Origin of the sequence: Nonomuraea dietziae (assembly GCF_014195505.1) — a bacterium.
Lineage (GTDB): Bacteria > Actinomycetota > Actinomycetes > Streptosporangiales > Streptosporangiaceae > Nonomuraea > Nonomuraea roseola.
Genome location: NZ_JACIBV010000001.1, coordinates 7,483,302 through 7,501,851, shown reverse-complemented (window position 1 = coordinate 7,501,851; position 18,550 = coordinate 7,483,302). Strand labels below are relative to the sequence as shown.

Below are 18,550 nucleotides of genomic sequence, written 5' to 3'. Positions count from 1 at the left end.
AATTCTGGCGGTCGTTCACATATATGAACATTAGAGAGATCACTGTCACCCCCGTCGCGTTCCGCGACCCTCCCCTGCTCAATGCCGCCGGAGTCCACGAACCGTGGGCGCTGCGCACCATCGTCGAGGTCGTCACCGACGAGGGCCTGTCCGGGCTCGGCGAGACCTACGGCGACCTGGCCCACCTGGAGAAGGTGCGCACGGCGGCGAAGGCGCTGATCGGGCTCGACGTCCACGCGCAGAACGAGATCTACTCCCGCGTCGCGGCCCTGGTCGGCGACGTGGTGTCCGACCTGCACGGCCTGACGGGCGCGGCCACCAAGGAGAAGAGCGTCGACCGGGTCTACTCCCCGTTCGAGGTGGCCTGCCTGGACATCCGCGGCAAGGCGCTCGGCCGTCCCGTCAGCGACCTGCTCGGCGGCGCGGTGCGCGAGGCCGTGCCGTACAGCGCCTATCTGTTCTACAAGTGGGCGGGGCACCCGGGCGAGGCCGACGACAGGTTCGGCGCGGCGCTCGATCCCGAAGGGATCGTGGCGCAGGCCCGCCTGCTCATCGAGGAGTACGGCTTCCGCTCCATCAAGCTCAAGGGCGGTGTCTTCGAACCCTCGCAGGAGGTCGACGCCATCCTGGCGCTGCGCGAGGCCTTCCCCTCGCACCCGCTGCGCCTGGACCCCAACGCCGTCTGGTCGGTCGAGACCTCGCTCGAGGTGGCGCGGGCGCTGGAGGGAACGCTGGAGTACCTCGAGGACCCCACGGCGGGCATCGAGGACATGGCGGCGGTCGCGGCTCGGGCGCCGATGCCGCTGGCCACAAACATGTGCGTGGTGACCTTCGAGCACCTGCCGCCCGCCATCAGGCAGGGGGCGATCGGGGTGCTGCTGTCCGACCACCACTACTGGGGCGGGCTGGAGCGCTCGGTGCAGCTGGCGCGGTTGTGCGAGACGTTCGGGATCTCGCTGTCGATGCACTCCAACTCCCACCTCGGCATCAGCCTGGCCGCCATGACCCACCTGGCCGCCGCCGTGCCGAACGTCGCCACCGCCTGCGACACCCACACCCCCTGGCAGGACGGTCAGGACGTGGTCGCGCCCGGCGCGCTGCGCTTCGTGGACGGCGCGGTGCCGGTGCCGAAGGGACCGGGGCTCGGCGTCGAACTGGACCGCGACGCGCTGGCGGTGATGCACGAGCAGTACCTCACGTGCGGGTTCACGGCGCGTGACGACACCTCGTACATGCGCAGGTTCAACCCCTCCTTCACCAACACCCGGCCACGCTGGTGACTCCAGGGGGTGCCGTCCCGCCGTGGCACCCCCGGAGTCGCCTCCGCCCCGCTCCGGAACCGGCTCCACGGAGATCGGCCTTCCCCCACCGGAGGCGCCCACCGTCCGCCGCGGGTCGCTCGTCGAGAGCGCGCCCCACGATCCCTGGAGAATCGGCCTCCATGAACATCGCTTACGTCTACCCCTGGGACGTCGTCGGCGACCCGGCCGCGCCCGGCAGGATCGCCGCGCTCGGGGTGGACGCGGTCGCGCTGGCCGCCTCCTACCACTCCACCCGCGCCGCCACCCCCCTCCACCCCGCGCACCGCGTGCTCGACGTGCCCTACTCCGCCTTCTACCTGCCCGTACGGCCGTCGGCATGGGGCAGGCTCGTCCCCCCGAACCCCACCTGGACCTCCCCCGACGCGTTCCTGCAGGCGCGCGACGCCCTGCGCGCCGTCGGCCTGCCCGTCCACGCCTGGACGATCCTCACCCACAGCAGCCACCTCGGCGCCGCCCACCCCGACGTGGTGGTCCGCAACGCCTTCGGCGACGCCTACCCGTACGCTCTGTGCCCCTCCCACGAGGACGTCGCCGAGTACTGCGAGCGGCTGGTCAGGGAGATCGTCTCGGTGGGCGCGCCCGACGGGCTGATCCTGGAGGCGTGCGGGCCGATGGGGTTCGCTCACCAGAGCGTCCACGAGAAGACGGGCGGCGCCGACTGGACCTCCGTCCACTCGGCCCTGCTCTCTCTCTGCTTCTGTACGGCCTGCCTGCCCGGCTACCCCGACGCCGACGAGCTGCGCGCGAGAGTCCGCACCGCCGTCGACGGCCCCGCCGACACCATCGGGGCCCCGGGCCCGGGAGCGGGGCGGGGGCCTGTGGAGGCCGGCTCGGTGGAGGAGGCGCTCGGGGAGCCTGCAGGGGCCGTGCGGGAGCATCGGGGCAGGCTGGCGAGCTCGCTGCGCGCGAGGCTGGTCGCGGCCGCCAGGGCGCTGTCCCCCGGCCTGCCGATCAGGACGCACGCCAGCCCCGACCCGTGGGCGGCCGGCCCCTTCGCCACCCTGCCCGACGCCGACCCCTCGCTCGACGGGCTGGTGGGCATGTGCTGGGGCACCCAGGAGGAGGCCGCCTCGAACCTCACGAGGCTGTCCGCGCTCTCCTCCCCAGGCGGGCGCCTGGGGGCCTACGTGCTGTTCCTGCCGCCCAAGCCCGCCGACGAGGCCCAGCTCGCCGAGTCGTTCACCGCCTACGCGAAGGCGGGAGCCGACGAGCTGCACCTCTACCACGTCGGCCTCGCCTCACCGGCCCGCCTGGACACGCTGGCCAGGGCGTTGCGCGCCGTCCGGTCCTGAGATCCCGACGACTTCCCCGAAGGCCGCGCCCTTGAGAGCCCTTCGGGGCGAGGTCACGGCGGCGTGTCAGCGGACCTGGGAGAGATACGGCAGATGGGTGCCGTCGAAGGGCGGCACGCGGTCGGTCACCGCTTTGACCAGCCCGCGCGTCGCCGCCTCGGCCTGGGCGATCACCTCGGGCGGATAGCCCAGCAGCACCTGGTGCTCGGCGAACTCGTCCTCGTCGTCGACGAAGACCCGCCCCTCCTTCGTGCGCACCACGTCGAGGTCGAGGTCGACCATCGTGACCTCCCCGTCCCGCCACTCGGGCACGGTGGTGACGTCGACGTAGACGTCGATCTTGTGGCCCTCGTCGTTGAACAGCGCCACCCACCACTCGTCGCGCGGGAAGAGCATCACGAACGCGCGCTCCCACACCACCGGCGGCCCGTCGCCCTTGGCGCCCGTCGTGCCCGCCTCGCAACCCACCCACACGCCGTGCGCGTCCTCGCCCAGCAGTCTGGCGGGGTGGTGCCAGTGGAGGGAACCGCCATATTTCCGGAAAATGACCTTCATGCCCCCGACCGTACAACGAGCCCGCTCTCGTACGCCGCGATCACCAGCTGGGCCCTGTCGCGGGCGTCGAGCTTGGTCAGCAGGCGGCCGATGTGCGTCTTGACCGTCGCCATGCTGAGGTGCAGGCGCTCGGTGATCTCGGTGTTCGACAGGCCGCGCGCGATCAACGTGAGGACCTCGCGCTCCCTGTCGGTGATGCCCTCCAACCCCCGTACGGCAGGCCGCGCGAACTCCTCGATCAGCCTGCGCGTGACCGTGGGCGCGAGCAGCGCCTCCCCTCTGGCCACGAGCCTGATCGCCGCCAGCAGGTCGGCGGGAGGGGTGTCCTTGAGCAGGAACCCCGACGCGCCCGCCCGCAGCGCCGAGTAGACGTAGGCGTCGAGGTCGAACATGGTCACGATCAGGACCCTGGCCACGTCGCCGATCCTGCGCGTGGCCTCGATGCCGTCCATCTCCGGCATCCTGACGTCCATCAGCACCACGTCGGGGCGCGTGGCGAGCGCGAGCTCCACCGCCCGCGCGCCGGTGCCCGCCTCGCCGACCACGCTCAGATCGGGCTCGCTGTCGACCAGCACCCTGAAGCTGCCGCGCAGTAGCACCTGGTCGTCGGCGATGAGGACGCGGATCATGGATAGGGCAGGGTCGCCGCCACCCTGAAGCCCCCCGACGGGCCCGGCCCCGCCGAGAACGTGCCGCCGTACATCATGACCCTCTCCCTCATCCCGATCACCCCGTGACCTTCCACCATGGCGGGCAGCGTGCGCCGCCCAGGCCCTTCGTCGACCACCTCGACGAACGCCTGCCCGCCGTCGGCCTTCACCGTCACCCTGCAGGGGGCGGGGGCGGCGTGCTTGACGACGTTCGTGAGCGCCTCCTGCACGATCCTGTGCACCGCCAGCCGTACGCCCTCGGGCAGGTCGTCCACCCCGGTGGCCCTCAGCTCGACCGCCACCCCCGCCAGCCTGGTCCGCTCGGCCAGCTCCGCCAGCTCGGGCACGGGACGCAGGTCGGGCGGCTCGGTGCGCAGCACGCCGAGCAGGTGGCGCATCTCGGTCAGCGCGTCGCGGCTGGCGCTCTCGATCACCTTCAGCGCGTCGTGCGCCTCCTCCGGCCTGCTGCGCATCACGTGGTTGGCCACGCCCGCCTTGACCGCGATGAGCCCCATGCTGTGCGCGACGACGTCGTGCAGCTCGCGGGCGATGCGCAGCCGCTCCTCGGTGACCAGCCGCTCGACGGCGCGCGCCGCGTAGAGCCTTCTCTCGCGGACGGCCCGCCCGACCGTCCACGCCCCGCCCATGGCGGCCAGCCCGAGCAGGACGTCGCCGACGCCGCGCGCCCAGCCGGCCGGCGCTCCCGCCACGGCCAGCGACACCGCCATGACCACGGTCGCGATCGCGACCATGTTGGTGGGCACCCTGCCGGGCCGCTCCAGCGCCACGACGTAGAGCGCGTAGGTGGGCGACAGGTAGGCCATGCTCACCACGCCGGAGACGCTCGCGACCATCGACACCGCCAGGACGAGGCCGAAGACGCTCACCGGCCACAGCCTGCGCACCGCCAGCGGGGGGCCCAGGCCGAAGGCGAGGGCGAGCTTGGCCCAGACCGGCGCCTGCGCGGTGGCCGCGGAGGTCAGGCCGACCATGGCGATGGCCCATCCGGCCAGGCAGTCGAGGCCGATGAGCTGGCCGCGGGTGAGCCGCCTGGTGAAGTCCACGACCCGAACGCTATCCGGCGGCGCCGACAGTCCACGTCATACCGGGGTCCGATGTGCGGGGCGCCCGCCTTCCCCGACCGTGAAGGGGTGATCGAAGTGAAACAGCTGACCAAACGCTACGGGAGGGCCCGCGCCGTGGACGACCTGTCGTTCACCGTGCAGCCGGGTCACGTCACCGGCTTCCTCGGCCCGAACGGCGCGGGCAAGTCCACCACGATGCGGCTGATCCTCGGCCTCGACACCCCGACCTCGGGCGAGGCGCTGGTGAACGGCCGCCGCTACGCGACGCTCGGCAGGCCCCTGCACGAGGTGGGCGCGCTCCTCGACGCCAACGCCCTTCATCCCACCCGCTCGGCCTACAACCACCTGCTCTGGATGGCTCGCAGCAACGGCATCGACCCCGTGCGCGTCGCCGAGGTGCTCGAGCAGGTCGGGCTGGCCGGGGTGGCGCGCAAGAAGGCGGGCGGCTTCTCCCTCGGCATGAAGCAGCGTCTCGGCATCGCCGCCGCGCTGCTGGGCGACCCCGGCGTGCTGCTGTTCGACGAGCCCGTCAACGGGCTCGACCCCGACGGCGTGCGGTGGATCCGCGACCTGATGCGGTCGCTGGCCGCCGAGGGCAGGACCGTCCTGCTGTCCAGCCACCTGATGAGCGAGATGGCGCTGACCGCCGACAGGATCGTCATCGTCGGCAGAGGCCGGCTGATCGTCGAGACCTCGGTGAAGGACCTCACCGAGCGCTACGACTCCCTGGAGTCGGCCTACCTCGCCCTGACCGCGGGCAGCGTCGAGTACGGAGCGGCCCGGTGATCGCCTCGGAGTGGCTGAAGCTGCGCTCGGTCTCCTCCACCCGCTACGCGATCGGTGCCGCCGCGCTCGTGATCGTCCTGGGCGCGGTCTGGAGCTTCTACGTCGGCACGCTGGCCGACGCGCGCGGCTCCATCAGGGCCGCCGCGCCCGAGGAGGGGTTTCTGCCGCTCGTCCAGATCAGCCTGGCCCTGGTCGGCGTGCTGGCCGTCACCGCGGAGTACGGCACGGGCACCATCCGCCCGAGCCTCACCGCCGTGCCGCGCCGCAGGGCGCTGCTGGCGGCGAAGGCGACGGTCGTGGCGGCCGCCACGACGTTGCCCGCGCTCGCCGTGATCTTCATCACCCACGCCGTCAGCCACCTCATCGCCGGTGACCGCGCGGTCGGCTACAACGCGGGCTCCTTCGGCGACGACCTGCCGCTGCTGCTCGGCTCGGTGCTGTCTGTGACCGTCCTCGCGCTGGTCGGACTGGGCCTCGGCGTGGTCACCCGCTCGACCGCCGCGGCCGTCGGCTCGGTCGTGGGACTGCTGTTCGTCCTGCCGGGCATCGCTCCCTACCTGCCGCAGCCGTGGAACGTGAGGGTGGGCGCCTGGATGCTGCCGAACCTGGTGCCGCAGATCGCGGGCGAGCGGATCTCCACCCGGCTGGACGGCCTGCTGCCCCCTGCCGCCGCGGTCGCCGTCCTGGCCGGGTACGCGCTCGTGGCGCTGGTCGCGGCCTTCCTGGTCTTCGAGAGGAGGGACGCGTGAACGTGCTGGCCGCCGAATGGCTGAAGATCCGCTCGATCCGCTCCAACCATCTCATCCTGGCGATCTCCCTCGGCGCGATCCTGCTCGCGGTGGCGGTGGCCATGTCGGCGATCGCCATGTACGACAGCGCCCCCGCCTCGATGCGCGCCGGCGCCAGGATCGCCGAACTGGAGGAGGTGGTGCTGATCGTGCCCCAGCTGGCCATGGGGATCATGGGCGTGCTGGCGATCACCTCCGAGTACGCCACCGGCCTCATCAGGACGAGCTTCGCCCTGGTGCCAGGGCGCCGGCCGGTGCTGGCGGCCAAGTCCGTGGTCGTGGGCGGCCTGGGCCTGGTCGTCGGACCCGTCGTGGTGTTCGCCACGTACGCCGTCTCCTGGTGGATGCTGGAGAGCCGCTATCCCGTGGCCGGCTTCGCCGACAGGCTGCCGACACTCGTCACCTCCAGCCTCACCGTCGCGGTGTACGCGCTGCTCGGCCTGGGCCTCGGCGCGGTGCTGCGCTCGGCGGCGGGGGCCATCGCGATCCTGGTCGGGCTGGTCTACGTCATCCCGATGATCGTCGGGAACCTGCCGGAGCCGTGGAGCGAGCGGCTCGGCTCGGTGATGCTCGGCGCGCTGCCCCGCGAGATCACCGGCGAGGACCTCACGTCCTCGGTCTACGGCGCCCTGCTGTCCCCGTTCGCGGCGGCGGTGGCGCTGGTGCTGTACGCGGCGGTGCCGCTGGGCTCCGGCCTCCTCCTCATCCGCGGACGAGACGTCTGACCACGCACGCGGGGCACGCCGTCCCGACGGGAAAGACCCCAGCCCCGGACTGCGGGCTGGGGTCTACGCAAGGCCTGGGTCAGACCTCCACGATCACCGGGATGATCATCGGACGGCGGCGGTAGGTGTCGCTCACCCAGCGCCCCACCGTCCTGCGGACCACGCGGCGGATCTGCTGCATGTCCACCACGCCGTCGGCGGCGTTCTGCTCGATCGCCTTCTCGATCACCGGGATGATCTCGTCGAAGCGCTCGGGGTCTATTCCCGACCCGCGCGCGTGGATCTCGGGCCCCGCGGTGAGCTTGCCGGTGTTGGAGTCGACCACCACGACGACCGAGACGAACCCCTCGTCACCGAGTATGCGCCGGTCCTTCAGCGAGGTGTCGGTGATCTCGCCGACCGAGATGCCGTCGACGTAGACGTACCCGGCCTGCACCGCACCGGTGATCTTCGCGACGCCGTCGACCAGGTCCACCACGACGCCGTCCTCGGCGATCACGATGTGGTCGTCGGGCACGCCGGTCATAGAGGCCAGCTTGGCGTGCGCCCGCAGGTGGCGCCACTCGCCGTGCACCGGCATGAAGTTCGACGGCCTGGTGAGGTTCAGGACGTACAGCAGCTCGCCGGCCGCCGCGTGCCCCGACACGTGCACCTTCGCGTTGCCCTTGTGGATGACGCGCGCGCCCCACCTGGTCAGCCCGTTGATGACCTTGTTGACCGCGGTCTCGTTGCCGGGCACCAGCGAGGAGGCCAGCAGCACCGTGTCGCCCGGCGCGATGCGGATCGCGTGGTCGCGGTTGGCCATGCGCGACAGCGCGGCCATCGGCTCGCCCTGCGAACCGGTGCAGATCAGCACCACGTCCTCCGGCGGCCACTCCTCGATGTCACGCGAGTCGACGACCAGGCCGTTCGGGATGCGCAGGTAGCCGAGGTCGCGAGCGACCCCCATGTTGCGCACCATCGACCTGCCGACCAGCGCGACCTTGCGGCCGTGCTTCTCCGCGGCGTCGATCACCTGCTGCACGCGGTGCACGTGGGAGGCGAAGCTCGCCACGATCACGCGCTTGGACGAGGTGCGGATCACCTCGTCGACGACGGGACCGATCTCCCGCTCGGAGGTGACGAACCCCGCCACCTCGGCGTTGGTCGAGTCGGACATCAGCAGGTCGACGCCCTCGGAGCCGAGCCTGGCGAACCCGCCGAGGTCGGTCAGCCGGCCGTCGCTGGGCAGCTGGTCCATCTTGAAGTCGCCGGTGTGCAGGACGATGCCCGCAGGGGTCCTGATCGCGACCGCGAGCGCGTCGGGGATCGAGTGGTTGACCGCGAAGAACTCGCACTCGAACGGCCCGAAGTGGTGCCGCTCCCCCTCGACGACGTGCCGCTTCTCCGGCTGGATGCGGTGCTCGGTGAGCTTGGCCTCGATGAAGGCCAGCGTCAGTCTCGACCCGACGAGCGGGATGTCGCGCCGCTCACGCAGGAGGTACGGCACGGCGCCGATGTGGTCCTCGTGGCCGTGCGTCAGGATCAGCGCCTCGACGTCGTCGAGCCTGCCCCTGATGTACTCGAAGTCGGGCAGGATCAGGTCGACACCGGGCTGCTCGGGGTCGGGGAACAGCACCCCGCAGTCGACGATCAGCAGCCGGCCTTCGTACTCGAAGACCGCCATGTTCCTGCCGATCTCGCCCAGGCCGCCGAGCGCCACGATGCGCAGCCCGCCGTCGGGCAGGCGCGGCGGGGGGCCGAGTTCCGGATGCGGATGGCTCATGCGGCGCCCCCATGCCGGTCAGATCGTGTTCTCAATATCTCCGTTCCTCCCCGTTGTCATTCAGTCAGCCAACTTCACTCCACCGGCCACGAGGCACGCCCGCAGCTCGGCGATCTGTCCTTCGGTGGCCTCCACCAGCGGAGGGCCGCATCGGGCCGACCGACCGGCCCATCAGCTTCAGCGCCGCCTTCGTCATGATCGCGCCACCCGCGCGGTTCATGACCCCGTCGACCACGGGCAGCAGCTGCCGGTGCAGGGCGGTCGCCTGCGCGACGTCGCCCGCCCTGTGCAGCTCGATCATTCTGGCAAGCTCGGCGCCGACCACGTGCCCGACCACGCTGACGAACCCCGCCGCGCCCACCGAAAGCCACGGCAGGTTGAGCACGTCGTCACCCGAGTAGAAGACCAGGTCGGTCGCCGTCATCACCAGGGAGGCGGCGAACAGGTCGCCCTTGGCGTCCTTCACCGCCACGATCGTGTCGTGCTGGGCAAGCCTGAGCAGCGTCTCGGTCTGGATCGGCACGCCGCTCCTGCCGGGAATGTCATAGAGCATGACGGGCAGCCCCGTCACGCCGGCCACAGCCGCGAAGTGCCGGTAGAGGCCCTCCTGCGGGGGCTTGTTGTAGTACGGCGTCACCACGAGCAGCCCGTGCGCGCCCGCGCGCGCGGCCTGCCTGGCCAGTTCGATGCTGTGATGGGTGTCGTTCGTCCCCACACCCGCGACGACGGTGGCCCTGTCGCCGACCGCCTCCACCACGACCCGCAGCAGACGCTCTTTCTCCGCGTCACTGGTGGTCGGGGACTCCCCCGTCGTGCCGCTCACGATCAGACCGTCATTGCGCTGCTCGTCCACCAGGTAGGCGGCGAGCCTGCGCGCGTTGTCGTAATCGACGGCGCCGTCGTCGGTGAACGGCGTGACCATGGCGGTCAGCATGCGCCCGAAGGGGGCTTCGGAGGTTCGAGTGGGCGATCCCATAGTGCGAACGCTACCCGGATTCCCTCACCTCCCGAACCCCGCCACCCCCATAACGCCATTTCCAGGCCCTTATCACGCCGCTTTCGCGGCTATGTGCGCCTGCCGTACGGCGGGCACGCGCGCCGCTCACCTGGAGCGCGCCTTCGGTCGCAGAGCGTCACGACTGACGCGAGACATGGAAGAGGCCGCCGATATGTGCTCGGGGGTACACACATCGACGACCTCTACCGGAGAATCGCAGCCCCTTACGCTCGCGTTACAGAGTTCTCGGAATATTTTTACGGCCATCCAAAGTTGGAACTCCATCTCCCGTCGATGACGGTGGGTTACCTGCCGAATACGGCAACATGGGGCAACGCCTCACAGCAACCCCAGGGATGGACTAGTGGCAAGTTCCGATCCGGTCTACCTGCGCGTCGTCGAAGACATTCGGCGGCAGATCAACGACGGCACCCTTCCCCCCGGCGCGCCCATCCCCTCACGGGCGCAGCTGACCCGCAAGTACCAGGTCGGCGAGACCGCCGCCCGCCACGCGCTGCGCGTACTGGCAGGCGAAGGGCTCATCTTCGGCCGGGTGGGGTCGGGACACTACGTCAGGGAGCGCCCCGACCTCGCTCCTTTGCACAGATGGCGCTTCCACGACCACCAGGCCCCCTTCGCCGCCGACCTGCAGAGCCAGGGCCGGCGCGTGACCTGGGACTGGCACAGCGAACCCGTGGAGGCCACGGCCGACATCGCCCAGCGCCTGCGCGTGGAGGAGTCGACCACCCTCACCAGGACCCACTACGTCTTCCGCGCCGACGGCAAGCCCCTCCAGCTCGCCACCTCCTACGAGCCGCTGGAGTTCGCTCCGCACTCCGACGAGGAGCGCCGCAGCCTCATCGGGCGCCTGGCCTCCTACGGGATCAAGGTGACCGAGATCGTGGAGAGCGTGCACACCCGCGTGCCCCGCCCCTCCGAGATCGACGCGCTCGATCTGCCGGCGGGGGTGCACGTGCTGCACCTCAAACGAACCCACTGGGCAGGCGAACGTCCTGTGGAGACGAGCGACATCGTGGTTCCAGGCGACCGCTTCGAAATCGTCTACAGCATGGCCGTCCATCTCTGACCGGCCCGCCTGCTCGTCTGGAACCTCGTCCCCGAACTCCGCCCGGGCGGCGCCCCACCCCCGCGCCGCCCGGCCGCACCACCCACTCCACCCTCGCGCCGCCCGGCCGCACCACCCACTCTCCACTCCAGCGGCTCCAGCCCCTTCCAGGGCTCCGGCGCGACTCGTCGCCCCTTGCCTCACGCCTGGCCATGGACCGGCCCTCGCCGTCCCGGCGGATGGGCTCCTCGCCATCTCGCGCGGGCTCCCCGTCCGCCCCGGATTTGTCGGTGCCCGTTGATACAACCGGCAAGGTGCCGATCCGGAGGTGTCGATTGCGAGTCAAGGACCTGCCCACCGCCGACCGCCCACGCGAGCGCCTGCTCACCAGCGGTGCGGGAGCGCTGGCCGACAGGGAGCTCCTCGCCCTCCTCCTGGGCCAGGGCACCAGGGGGAGCGACGCCGTCGACCTGGCCGCCCAGCTCATCGAGCACTGCGGCGACCTGGGCGAGCTGGCCCGCTCCGACGCTCACCGCCTGCTCGCCGTCCGCGGCGTCGGTCCCGCGAAGGCCGCCCGCGTCGCCGCCGCCTTCCACCTCGTACGGCGGGCGCAGGAGGGCCCCGCCCGCGCGCGGATCACCTCATCGAGCGAGCTGGCCGCCCAGGCCGCCCCGTTCCTGCGCGGACACCCCCGCGAACGCCTCGTCGTCATCGTCTGCGACCCTCGCGGCGCCGTTCTGCGCCGGGCCCTGATGACGGAGGGCGGCGCCGACCACACCCCGGCCCCGATCCGCGAGATCATCACCACGGTGCTCACCTCGGGCGGCGCGGCGTTCGGCGTCGCGCACAACCACCCCAGCGGCTCCCTCGACCCGAGCGAAGCCGACCTCGCCACCACCCACCGCCTGTCCGAGGCCGCCGAAACGGTCGGCCTGCGCTTCCTCGACCACGTGATCGTCACCGACACCGCCTGGCGCCGCATCCCGCACCCCTCAGCCGATCCGTCACATCCGGCAGGCCCCTGACGCCGAGAAGCCACTCGGTGCACAGCAGACGACCCCGCTCCGCGTTGGAAGAGCGGGGCCGCCACTCCAGCCCAGGGGAAAGGGGATCCCCCCGCTGGAGGCCGCGGGGGCCTTCAAAAGCCCAGAGACGACCGGCACCACGTGCACAGAGAGGACGCCCGGCGAACCTCCGACTCCCTTCCCCAGTCACTCGGAGGCCCGCCAGGCGCCCATTTTCTAGACGGGTCTCAGCTCCACCCGGAGGAGTGACCCCGTCTATCCAGCGAAGCCTTCCGCGCTGCGCAGAGCGGAGTCTCCACATCTCCCCGTTCCTCCGGCGGACCGGGCCCTGCCCGCCGGAGGAACGGCTCCGCGGGCAGGCCGGGATGGAGCATGCCTGCGGAGGTCGAAGCGCCCTGAGCCGAGCGGCCGCCAAGCGCCCGCCCGAAAGGCCACTGGGCCCAGGGCACGTATCAGGGTTCGCGGTGGGCGCCGCGTTCGTGAAACTGCCCGACCAACGGCACCCACCACCCCCACGTCTGCGCCCCCGACCGGTGCCGCGCCACGCGTGCGGCGGTGGACGCCTTCCAGCGCGTCTGCCCCCACCGAAGGAGGGCGCGCCAGCCCGCGAGTCTTCGTATCGCGATCACCGCGCCATCCCTTCCAGGAGGCGCCGCCACAGCTCCTCCACCTCGCACACCCGCTGCCACGGGGACTCGTGCACCACCGTCGCCCCTTCCCCTCGACTCGTGCGCCGGATGAACATGAGCCCGGCCGCCTGGCACAACTCGTACGCCACCGGCAGGCGCTCGCACGTATGCGCCCGCACTCGCACTCGATCCGCCCTGGGGGTCGCGATCGCCCAGTCGATCGGCACATACGTGTCGAGCAATGGGGAGACGTGCTGGCTGATGCACGTGTCCTGCGTCAGCTCGCGATCGCTGCGATTCACACTCGGACAATACGTCTGGTCGTATCTCCACGTCTAGTGAGACGCAAAGATCTGCCTTTATAGACGAAGCGTTATGCGGTACCTAGTATCCGTTCGCCTAGCTTTCGTATGTGCTCGACTACCACGGAGACACCCACCTCTACCTACAGATCGCCGAGATCATGAGGCAGCGGATCGACGGCCTCACGGCCGGCCATCCCGTGCCGAGCGAGGCCGACATCCAGAAGGAGTTCGGCGTCGCGAGGACTACGGCCCGTCGGGCCATCCACGTCCTTCGCGAGGAGGGGCTGATCTACACGGTCCAGGGCGAGGGCACCTTCGTCGGCAATCCCGGAGAAGCGCCGCGCAGCCCGCGCAAGACCCCGCTGTTCCGGCAGATCGCGGGCGACATCGAGCAACGGATCAGGACGGGACAGCTTCAGCCGCGCCGCCCGATTCCGGGTGAGTCCACCCTTGTCCAGGAGTATGAGGTGGCCAGGGAGACCGTACGGCGGGCCATGGCGCTGTTGCGGGAGCAAGGCTGGATCTACACCGTGCCGGCTCGCGGCAGCTTCGTCTCGCCCAAGGAGTCGTGGCCCCAGGCCTGAAGCCACTCGACTGCTTGTATCGCGACGCCTAGGCTACGTCCATGCTCGACCGAGACGGCCCTATACCGCTCTACCGGCAGATCACGGAACGCCTTCGCGAGCGCATCCTCAGCGGCGCGCTCAAGCCTGGCGAGCCCGTGCCCAGTGAGGCAGAACTCCAGGCCGAATACCAGATCGCCCGCACCACCGCACGGCGGGTCGCCAGGGAGCTGCGGGAGCAGGGTGTGGCCTACACGATCCAGGGCGAGGGCACCTTCGTCGGCGAGCCTGGAATTCCCCGCGCACCGCGTAAGACCCCGCTCTACCAGAAGATCGCCGAGGAGATCGCCGCCAGGATCCGCCGAGGCGAGATCGCCCCGAACCGGCCCATCCCGAGCGAGAAGGCGCTGATGAAGGAGTACGGCGTCGCCAAGGTCACAGCCCGCCAGGCGGTGGCGCACCTCAGGGAACAGGGATGGGCGTTCACCGTTCCCTACCGCGGCACCTACGTCTCCGCCAAGGACAGGTGGCCCCCTTCTCCTCCCCGCTAGTCTCATCGCCCGCACATGCGTAGACCACGCTCGGCCTTGATGGTGGCACCCATCTACCTGCAGATCAATGATGATCATCCGGTCCGCGCGGCACCTGGCCGGGCTCGCCGACAAAGGCGCCGATCCGGGGAGCGGTGGAGATCAGGCCCTCCTCGCGAAGCACGCGCAGGGCGCGCCGGGTCGTCGTCCGGGCGCTCCCCGGGCCGCCATGTGCCTGGCGGTCAGATCTGACCTGCCGGTGTTGACTCGTCGAGAGTGCCGCGGTCGGCCCCTTGACCGACCGTCGATGGTGCGGCGGCCCCGTGAGCGCGGCGGCCGGTCCAGATCCGGACGAGTTGGGAAACGCTCAGGCCGAACATCAGGACGCCCACGGGGACGTGCAGGGCCGTCATGTGCGCGAGGCCCAGCGCCACCTGTGCCGAGGTGAGCGCGAAGAAGCCGGCGGCGTACCGGATGGGCCTGGGTGAGCCGCCGCCCGGCCGCCACACCAGGATCGCGACGATCAGGTGTAGCAGGGTCACGATGAACACGGTGTACGATCCGGCACTGTGCAGCGCCCCACCGCCGGGGGTGGACAACAGCAGCCCAGCGGTGATCGCTTGGACGAAGACGGCCACGGTTTGTAGGGTGATGGCGACCTGCAAGACCATGAGGAGGCCTCGCTTCGTCGTCGTGTGCGTGGGCATGGCGGGTTTTCCTTCTCCCTGTCAGCGGTGTCTGAGGCCTGGTGATCCGGGTGTCTCAGTAGTCCGACGAAACAGGTGCCGGAAATGTTAGGCGACGCGCCGACCTCACCTTTCGTCGATCTGGTGAGGACCCGATGCGACCTAGGGAATCGGCGAAACGATGACCACCCCATCCGAACCGGGAGACGGTCGGCTCGATCCGGGCCTGAGCGTGATCATGAGCGAGCGGCGTCAGCTGATCAATGTCGCCTACCGGCTCCTCGGCTCCCTGGCCGAGGCTGAGGATGTCGTCCAGGAGACCTACGCCCGCTGGTACGCCATGTCCCGCCGGCAGCAGGAGGCCATCGAATCCCCCGGCGCCTGGCTGACGAGGGTCGCCGGCCGCATCTGCCTTGACCTGCTCGGCTCGGCACGGGCCCGGCGCGAGAGCTACGTGGGCGAATGGGTCCCGGAGCCGCTGCCCGATCACACGGAGTGGGTCAACGGGCAGGGCGCAGGCACGGTCGACCCGGCCGACCGGGTCACGCTCGACGAGTCGATCAACATGGCGTTCCTGGTCGTGCTCGAGTCGATGACCCCGGCCGAGCGTGTGGCGTTCATCCTGCACGACGTCTTCCGGTACTCCTTCGCCGAAGTGGCCGAGATCGTCGGACGTACCCCGGTGGCATGTCGCCAGCTGGCCTTCACGGCCCGCCGCCGCGTTCGCGCGTCGCAGACTCCGTCGGCTCCCGCAGCCCGGCACGCCGGCCTCGTCAGGGACTTCAAGCAGGCGTGGGAGGCCAAGGACATCGCCGCCCTCGTCGGCCTCCTCGACCCCGACGCCACGATGATCGCCGATGGCGGCGGTCTGGTCAGCGCCGCGCTCCACCCCGTCGAAGGCGGCGAGCAGGTGGCCCGCTACATCCTCGCCCTTGCCGAGCGAGCACCCGGCCTGACGCTCCTGGAGCGTACGGTCAACGGCCGGCCCGGTCTGGTGGCCCAGCACAACGGCGTCACCATGACGGTGGCGGCGATCGACGTCGCAGGCGACCGGATCATGCGCATCTGGGCGGTACGCAACCCCGACAAGCTTGGGTCCTGGCCGGTGGCGGAGTCAGGGCACTGATCCGAGGGCCACGCCTTACAGGCTGCTGTGACCCGCATGGGGCTTCGGCACACGCGGCCGTGCCAGCGCCAGCAATCCGATCAGCGTCGTCACGCAGAGGGGCATCCAGGCGAACCGCAGCGTCAGCCAGGTCGTGCTGGTCGGCGGGCTGGTGAGCCCTGCGACCGGACCGAACTGGACCGTGGCCAGCGAGATGATAGCAAGCGCCGTTGGATGCCAGAGGTAGAGCGGGAAGGCCGCGTCGCTGATCAGGACCGCGATCCGGCGGTCTTCGGCCCAGCGGCCGAGCCGATCGCCCGCCAGTGCCGCGAGCCCGCACTGCGCGCATCCGAAAGCGAGGAGAGCCGCGGTCGGTGGCGCGATGTTCGACACCGGCGCGCCAGGCACATCCACCATGTCGACGGGGTAGTGGCCGAGGGCGATCAGCATCGCCGCGAGCATCCCGCCTCCGCTGAGCAACCACGCTCCGCTGATGCTGCCCTGCCTCCATGCCAGGCCAAGCAGGAACGGCACCGCCCAGGCCGAGATCGCGTTGACGGAGCCCAACCACCCCAGCTCGGGCCAGGCGAAACGGGCAAGGTCGACAAGAGCCACAGAGATTCCGGGGACGAGGGCCGTCCCCCAGCCGTATCGAAGCACCGCCCGACGTAGCCATGGAGCGACCGCGGTGAGCAGCAGGTAGGGCACCAGGAACCACAGCGGCTGGAGCACGGGGCCGAGGATCTCGCGGATGGCGGCGAGGGAGAATCCGTTGACCGACAGGACCGCCAGGCCCGCTCCCCAGGCGAGCAGGAAGGTCAGCATCGGGCGCAGCCGCAGCGCTGCCGAGGACCCCTCTCCACCATGGGCATATCCGCTCGTGAAGAAGAACACGGGCAGGGTCTGCAGCAGCCAGGTGGCGGGCGCCAACTCCGGCACGGCCGTGAGCAGGCTCGCCACGTGGAGATCGTCCGTGACGACGTACGAGGTGGCTAGCCATTGTCCGAGGATGCCGACCGTGACGGACGTGGCGAGCAGCACGTCGATTCGCCGCTCACGCCGCACGCTCCCGCCCCCTCACCGCGATGTGAGTGATCTCCGTCAGGGTCCGGGTGCCGGGCCTGAGGTAGGTGTGATGCCGGGCATCGCCGCCATCGAGGACTCGCGCGCCGAACTCGGCGCTCACGGGATCGGTGCCGAACCCGAACGGCCCGATCAGCAGGCCGGAGCGGAACACGTCGTCGCCGCCGCCGAGCGCCGCCCAGATCCGCGCCGAGGTGTGCAGGTCCGATACCCTTCGGACACCCAGGCCTGGGCTGCCGGTGACGATGAGATCGTGGACCGGCGATCCCGCGACGGCACGAGCGCAGACCACCGAGCCATAGCTGTGGCAGACCAGACTGATCCGCACGTGTCGCGGCAGCATGGAGAGGAAGGACCTCAGCCTCCGGGCGCCTCTGTCGGCCGGCCAGATGGTGGCGATCTCAAGGTTGACGAGGTCCGGCGGGTCGTAGCCCAGCCAGCCGATCACCGCCGTCCCCGGCCCCAGCCCGGCGGCCTCGTCATAGAGCGCGCGGGCCGCTCGCCCGGGGCTTTCCGCGGAGTCGTCGAAGGAGGCCAGGCTCTGCCCCGAGCCCGGCACATAGACGATGACTGTCCGCGCGTTGGCGAGATCCCCTACGACCTCGATCGCCTGGCCGTCGCCCCTGCGGCTCCATGCCAGGAACTGTCGCCCCGACCACGCGTGGAGTTCGTAGCGGTCCTGGAGTGCGTCGGCATCGAAGGCAGAGGGAAGGGGCAGCTCATCCACCACTGGCCGGCCGGCGGCGGCCGTTCCCGTGGCGAGCACGGCGGCCAGCAGCAGCGTCCGAAAGGGCCGCATACGTGAGCGAGAGTGATCCCGTCTCCTGCCCTGCGTCATCGCCGGGAAGGCGGGGCCATGCCGTCCTTCGAGCCCAGGGGCCGGAGCCCCCGTGTCGAGGCGGGTCATGGGATCGGTGCGCGCCCGCAGAAGCGCGGCACGATCACGCGAGGCGGGTTCCACGCGTTCGTACACCGTGACGGCGTACGAGCGCACCGGGTGCTCGTACGGGTGCTCGCTTACTCGGCGGAAGAACGGTGTGTCGTCGAGGTGCCGGTAGAGGCGGCGCGCCTCGGGCCATTCGTGCACGAGAACCAGGACCGCGCCCGGCACCATGAACGAGCGAAGTCGCCCGTAAGCCAGGCGCAGCCGTTCGTCGCGGCCCACGTAATACAGCGTCTCGGCACAGATGACCAGATCAAAGGTGCCGTCGGGGTCCTCGTTGAGGAAGTCGAGCGCCATGAATCTCGCCGCCCCAGCCGCCTTCGCCGCCGCCCTGGTGACCGCCCGATCCGAGACGTCCACGCCCCAGCACTCCGCGCTCGGGTATGCACGGGCCAGCCGGCGAGTGAATGCCCCTTCGCTGCATCCCACGTCCAGGACTCTGCGGTAGGCACGGTGGGGCACGTGCCGCAACGTCATCTCGTACTTGTCGATCTCATATGGCTCGGTGTCATACCGCCACGGGTCAGGTAAGTGATGAACCCACTCGAAGTAGTGGCGGAGGAAGCGACCCTGAACGGAGGTGGGAAGCAGCGACACGACTCGGAAGAACATCCGGTGCAGGCGATCGAGGATGTCGGACATGTATCTCA

At 70.5% G+C, this 18,550-nt stretch carries 17 protein-coding genes and 2 pseudogenes; 10 read left to right on the top strand and 9 right to left on the bottom strand.

The genetic code is table 11. The features are described 5' to 3' along the window. Nucleotides 1-23: 23 nt before the first annotated feature. Both FHR33_RS35795 and FHR33_RS35790 read left to right on the top strand, forming a co-directional pair. On the top strand, nt 24-1,280 hold the full coding sequence (locus tag FHR33_RS35795) for a glucarate dehydratase family protein (protein WP_183657456.1): 1,257 nt from the start codon (nt 24-26) through the stop codon (nt 1,278-1,280). Nucleotides 1,281-1,441: 161 nt separating this feature from the next. Further along, nucleotides 1,442-2,614 carry a hypothetical protein gene (locus FHR33_RS35790; protein WP_183657453.1) on the top strand — a complete coding sequence of 391 codons (1,173 nt, stop codon included), beginning with the start codon at nt 1,442-1,444 and terminating at the stop codon, nt 2,612-2,614. A gap of 66 nt (nt 2,615-2,680) precedes the next feature. Here FHR33_RS35790 and FHR33_RS35785 read toward each other — a convergent pair whose 3' ends face one another. The 3 genes from FHR33_RS35785 to FHR33_RS52925 are packed head-to-tail and all read right to left on the bottom strand — an operon-like array spanning nt 2,681 to nt 4,883. Next, complete coding sequence (locus tag FHR33_RS35785; protein WP_183657450.1) at nt 2,681-3,169, bottom strand: ribonuclease FAU-1 family protein; 489 nt, start codon at nt 3,167-3,169, stop codon at nt 2,681-2,683. Next, nucleotides 3,166-3,798, bottom strand: a complete 633-nt coding sequence (locus tag FHR33_RS35780; RefSeq protein WP_183657446.1) for a response regulator — start codon at nt 3,796-3,798, stop codon at nt 3,166-3,168. Before FHR33_RS35780 ends, FHR33_RS35785 begins: the two co-directional genes overlap by 4 nt. Then, entirely contained in the window at nt 3,795-4,883 is a 1,089-nt protein-coding gene (locus FHR33_RS52925; RefSeq protein WP_221241382.1) for a sensor histidine kinase, read from the bottom strand. Before FHR33_RS52925 ends, FHR33_RS35780 begins: the two co-directional genes overlap by 4 nt. An 87-nt stretch (nt 4,884-4,970) precedes the next feature. On the opposite strand from FHR33_RS52925, the pseudogene FHR33_RS35770 reads away from it, so the two are divergent. From FHR33_RS35770 to FHR33_RS35760, 3 genes and pseudogenes are all read left to right on the top strand, one after another. Continuing rightward, nucleotides 4,971-5,612, top strand: a pseudogene (locus FHR33_RS35770) (ABC transporter ATP-binding protein); the annotation flags it as partial. 74 nt (nt 5,613-5,686) lie between these two features. Continuing rightward, on the top strand, nt 5,687-6,439 hold the full coding sequence (locus FHR33_RS35765; RefSeq protein ID WP_183657439.1) for a DUF2705 family protein: 753 nt from the start codon (nt 5,687-5,689) through the stop codon (nt 6,437-6,439). Next, nucleotides 6,436-7,203: an ABC transporter permease gene (locus FHR33_RS35760; RefSeq protein WP_183657437.1), complete on the top strand. Its 768-nt coding sequence runs from the start codon at nt 6,436-6,438 to the stop codon at nt 7,201-7,203. The genes FHR33_RS35765 and FHR33_RS35760 overlap by 4 nt, the downstream gene beginning before the upstream one ends. Nucleotides 7,204-7,282: 79 nt before the next feature. Here FHR33_RS35760 and FHR33_RS35755 read toward each other — a convergent pair whose 3' ends face one another. Then, entirely contained in the window at nt 7,283-8,968 is a 1,686-nt protein-coding gene (locus FHR33_RS35755) for a ribonuclease J (protein WP_183657435.1), read from the bottom strand. A gap of 60 nt (nt 8,969-9,028) precedes the next feature. Continuing rightward, nucleotides 9,029-9,944, bottom strand: a pseudogene (dapA, locus tag FHR33_RS35750) (4-hydroxy-tetrahydrodipicolinate synthase). A gap of 385 nt (nt 9,945-10,329) precedes the next feature. On the opposite strand from dapA, the gene FHR33_RS35745 reads away from it, so the two are divergent. After that, a complete protein-coding gene (locus tag FHR33_RS35745) occupies nt 10,330-11,052 on the top strand; it encodes a GntR family transcriptional regulator (RefSeq protein WP_183657432.1) in 723 nt (240 codons plus the stop codon). Between the two features lie 314 nt (nt 11,053-11,366). Beyond that, nucleotides 11,367-12,056, top strand: a complete 690-nt coding sequence (locus FHR33_RS35740; protein ID WP_183657429.1) for a JAB domain-containing protein — start codon at nt 11,367-11,369, stop codon at nt 12,054-12,056. A 625-nt stretch (nt 12,057-12,681) separates the two neighbouring features. On the opposite strand, the gene FHR33_RS35735 is transcribed toward FHR33_RS35740, so the two are convergent. Next, nucleotides 12,682-12,987, bottom strand: a complete 306-nt coding sequence (locus tag FHR33_RS35735) for a hypothetical protein (protein WP_183657427.1) — start codon at nt 12,985-12,987, stop codon at nt 12,682-12,684. Nucleotides 12,988-13,097: 110 nt separating this feature from the next. Here FHR33_RS35735 and FHR33_RS52920 point away from each other — a divergent pair, with 110 nt between their 5' ends. Further along, nucleotides 13,098-13,574 (top strand): GntR family transcriptional regulator, encoded by a 477-nt coding sequence (locus tag FHR33_RS52920; protein ID WP_312895868.1) that lies wholly within the window; start codon nt 13,098-13,100, stop codon nt 13,572-13,574. A gap of 41 nt (nt 13,575-13,615) precedes the next feature. Then, nucleotides 13,616-14,104, top strand: a complete 489-nt coding sequence (locus FHR33_RS35725; protein WP_183657424.1) for a winged helix-turn-helix domain-containing protein — start codon at nt 13,616-13,618, stop codon at nt 14,102-14,104. 221 nt (nt 14,105-14,325) lie between these two features. Here FHR33_RS35725 and FHR33_RS35720 read toward each other — a convergent pair whose 3' ends face one another. Next, a complete protein-coding gene (locus FHR33_RS35720; protein WP_221241381.1) occupies nt 14,326-14,721 on the bottom strand; it encodes a hypothetical protein in 396 nt (131 codons plus the stop codon). Between the two features lie 229 nt (nt 14,722-14,950). Between FHR33_RS35720 and sigJ the strand changes: the two genes are divergently transcribed. Beyond that, nucleotides 14,951-15,895: an RNA polymerase sigma factor SigJ gene (gene sigJ, locus FHR33_RS35715; protein ID WP_183657422.1), complete on the top strand. Its 945-nt coding sequence runs from the start codon at nt 14,951-14,953 to the stop codon at nt 15,893-15,895. A 15-nt stretch (nt 15,896-15,910) separates the two neighbouring features. Here the strand turns inward: sigJ and FHR33_RS35710 are convergent, their stop codons facing one another. Together FHR33_RS35710 and FHR33_RS35705 are read right to left on the bottom strand one after the other, a co-directional pair. Further along, a complete protein-coding gene (locus tag FHR33_RS35710) occupies nt 15,911-16,939 on the bottom strand; it encodes an acyltransferase family protein (RefSeq protein ID WP_183657419.1) in 1,029 nt (342 codons plus the stop codon). Further along, nucleotides 16,929-18,512, bottom strand: coding sequence for an alpha/beta hydrolase (locus tag FHR33_RS35705; RefSeq protein ID WP_281388493.1), 1,584 nt, complete (start codon nt 18,510-18,512; stop codon nt 16,929-16,931). Before FHR33_RS35705 ends, FHR33_RS35710 begins: the two co-directional genes overlap by 11 nt. Nucleotides 18,513-18,550: the final 38 nt, after the last annotated feature.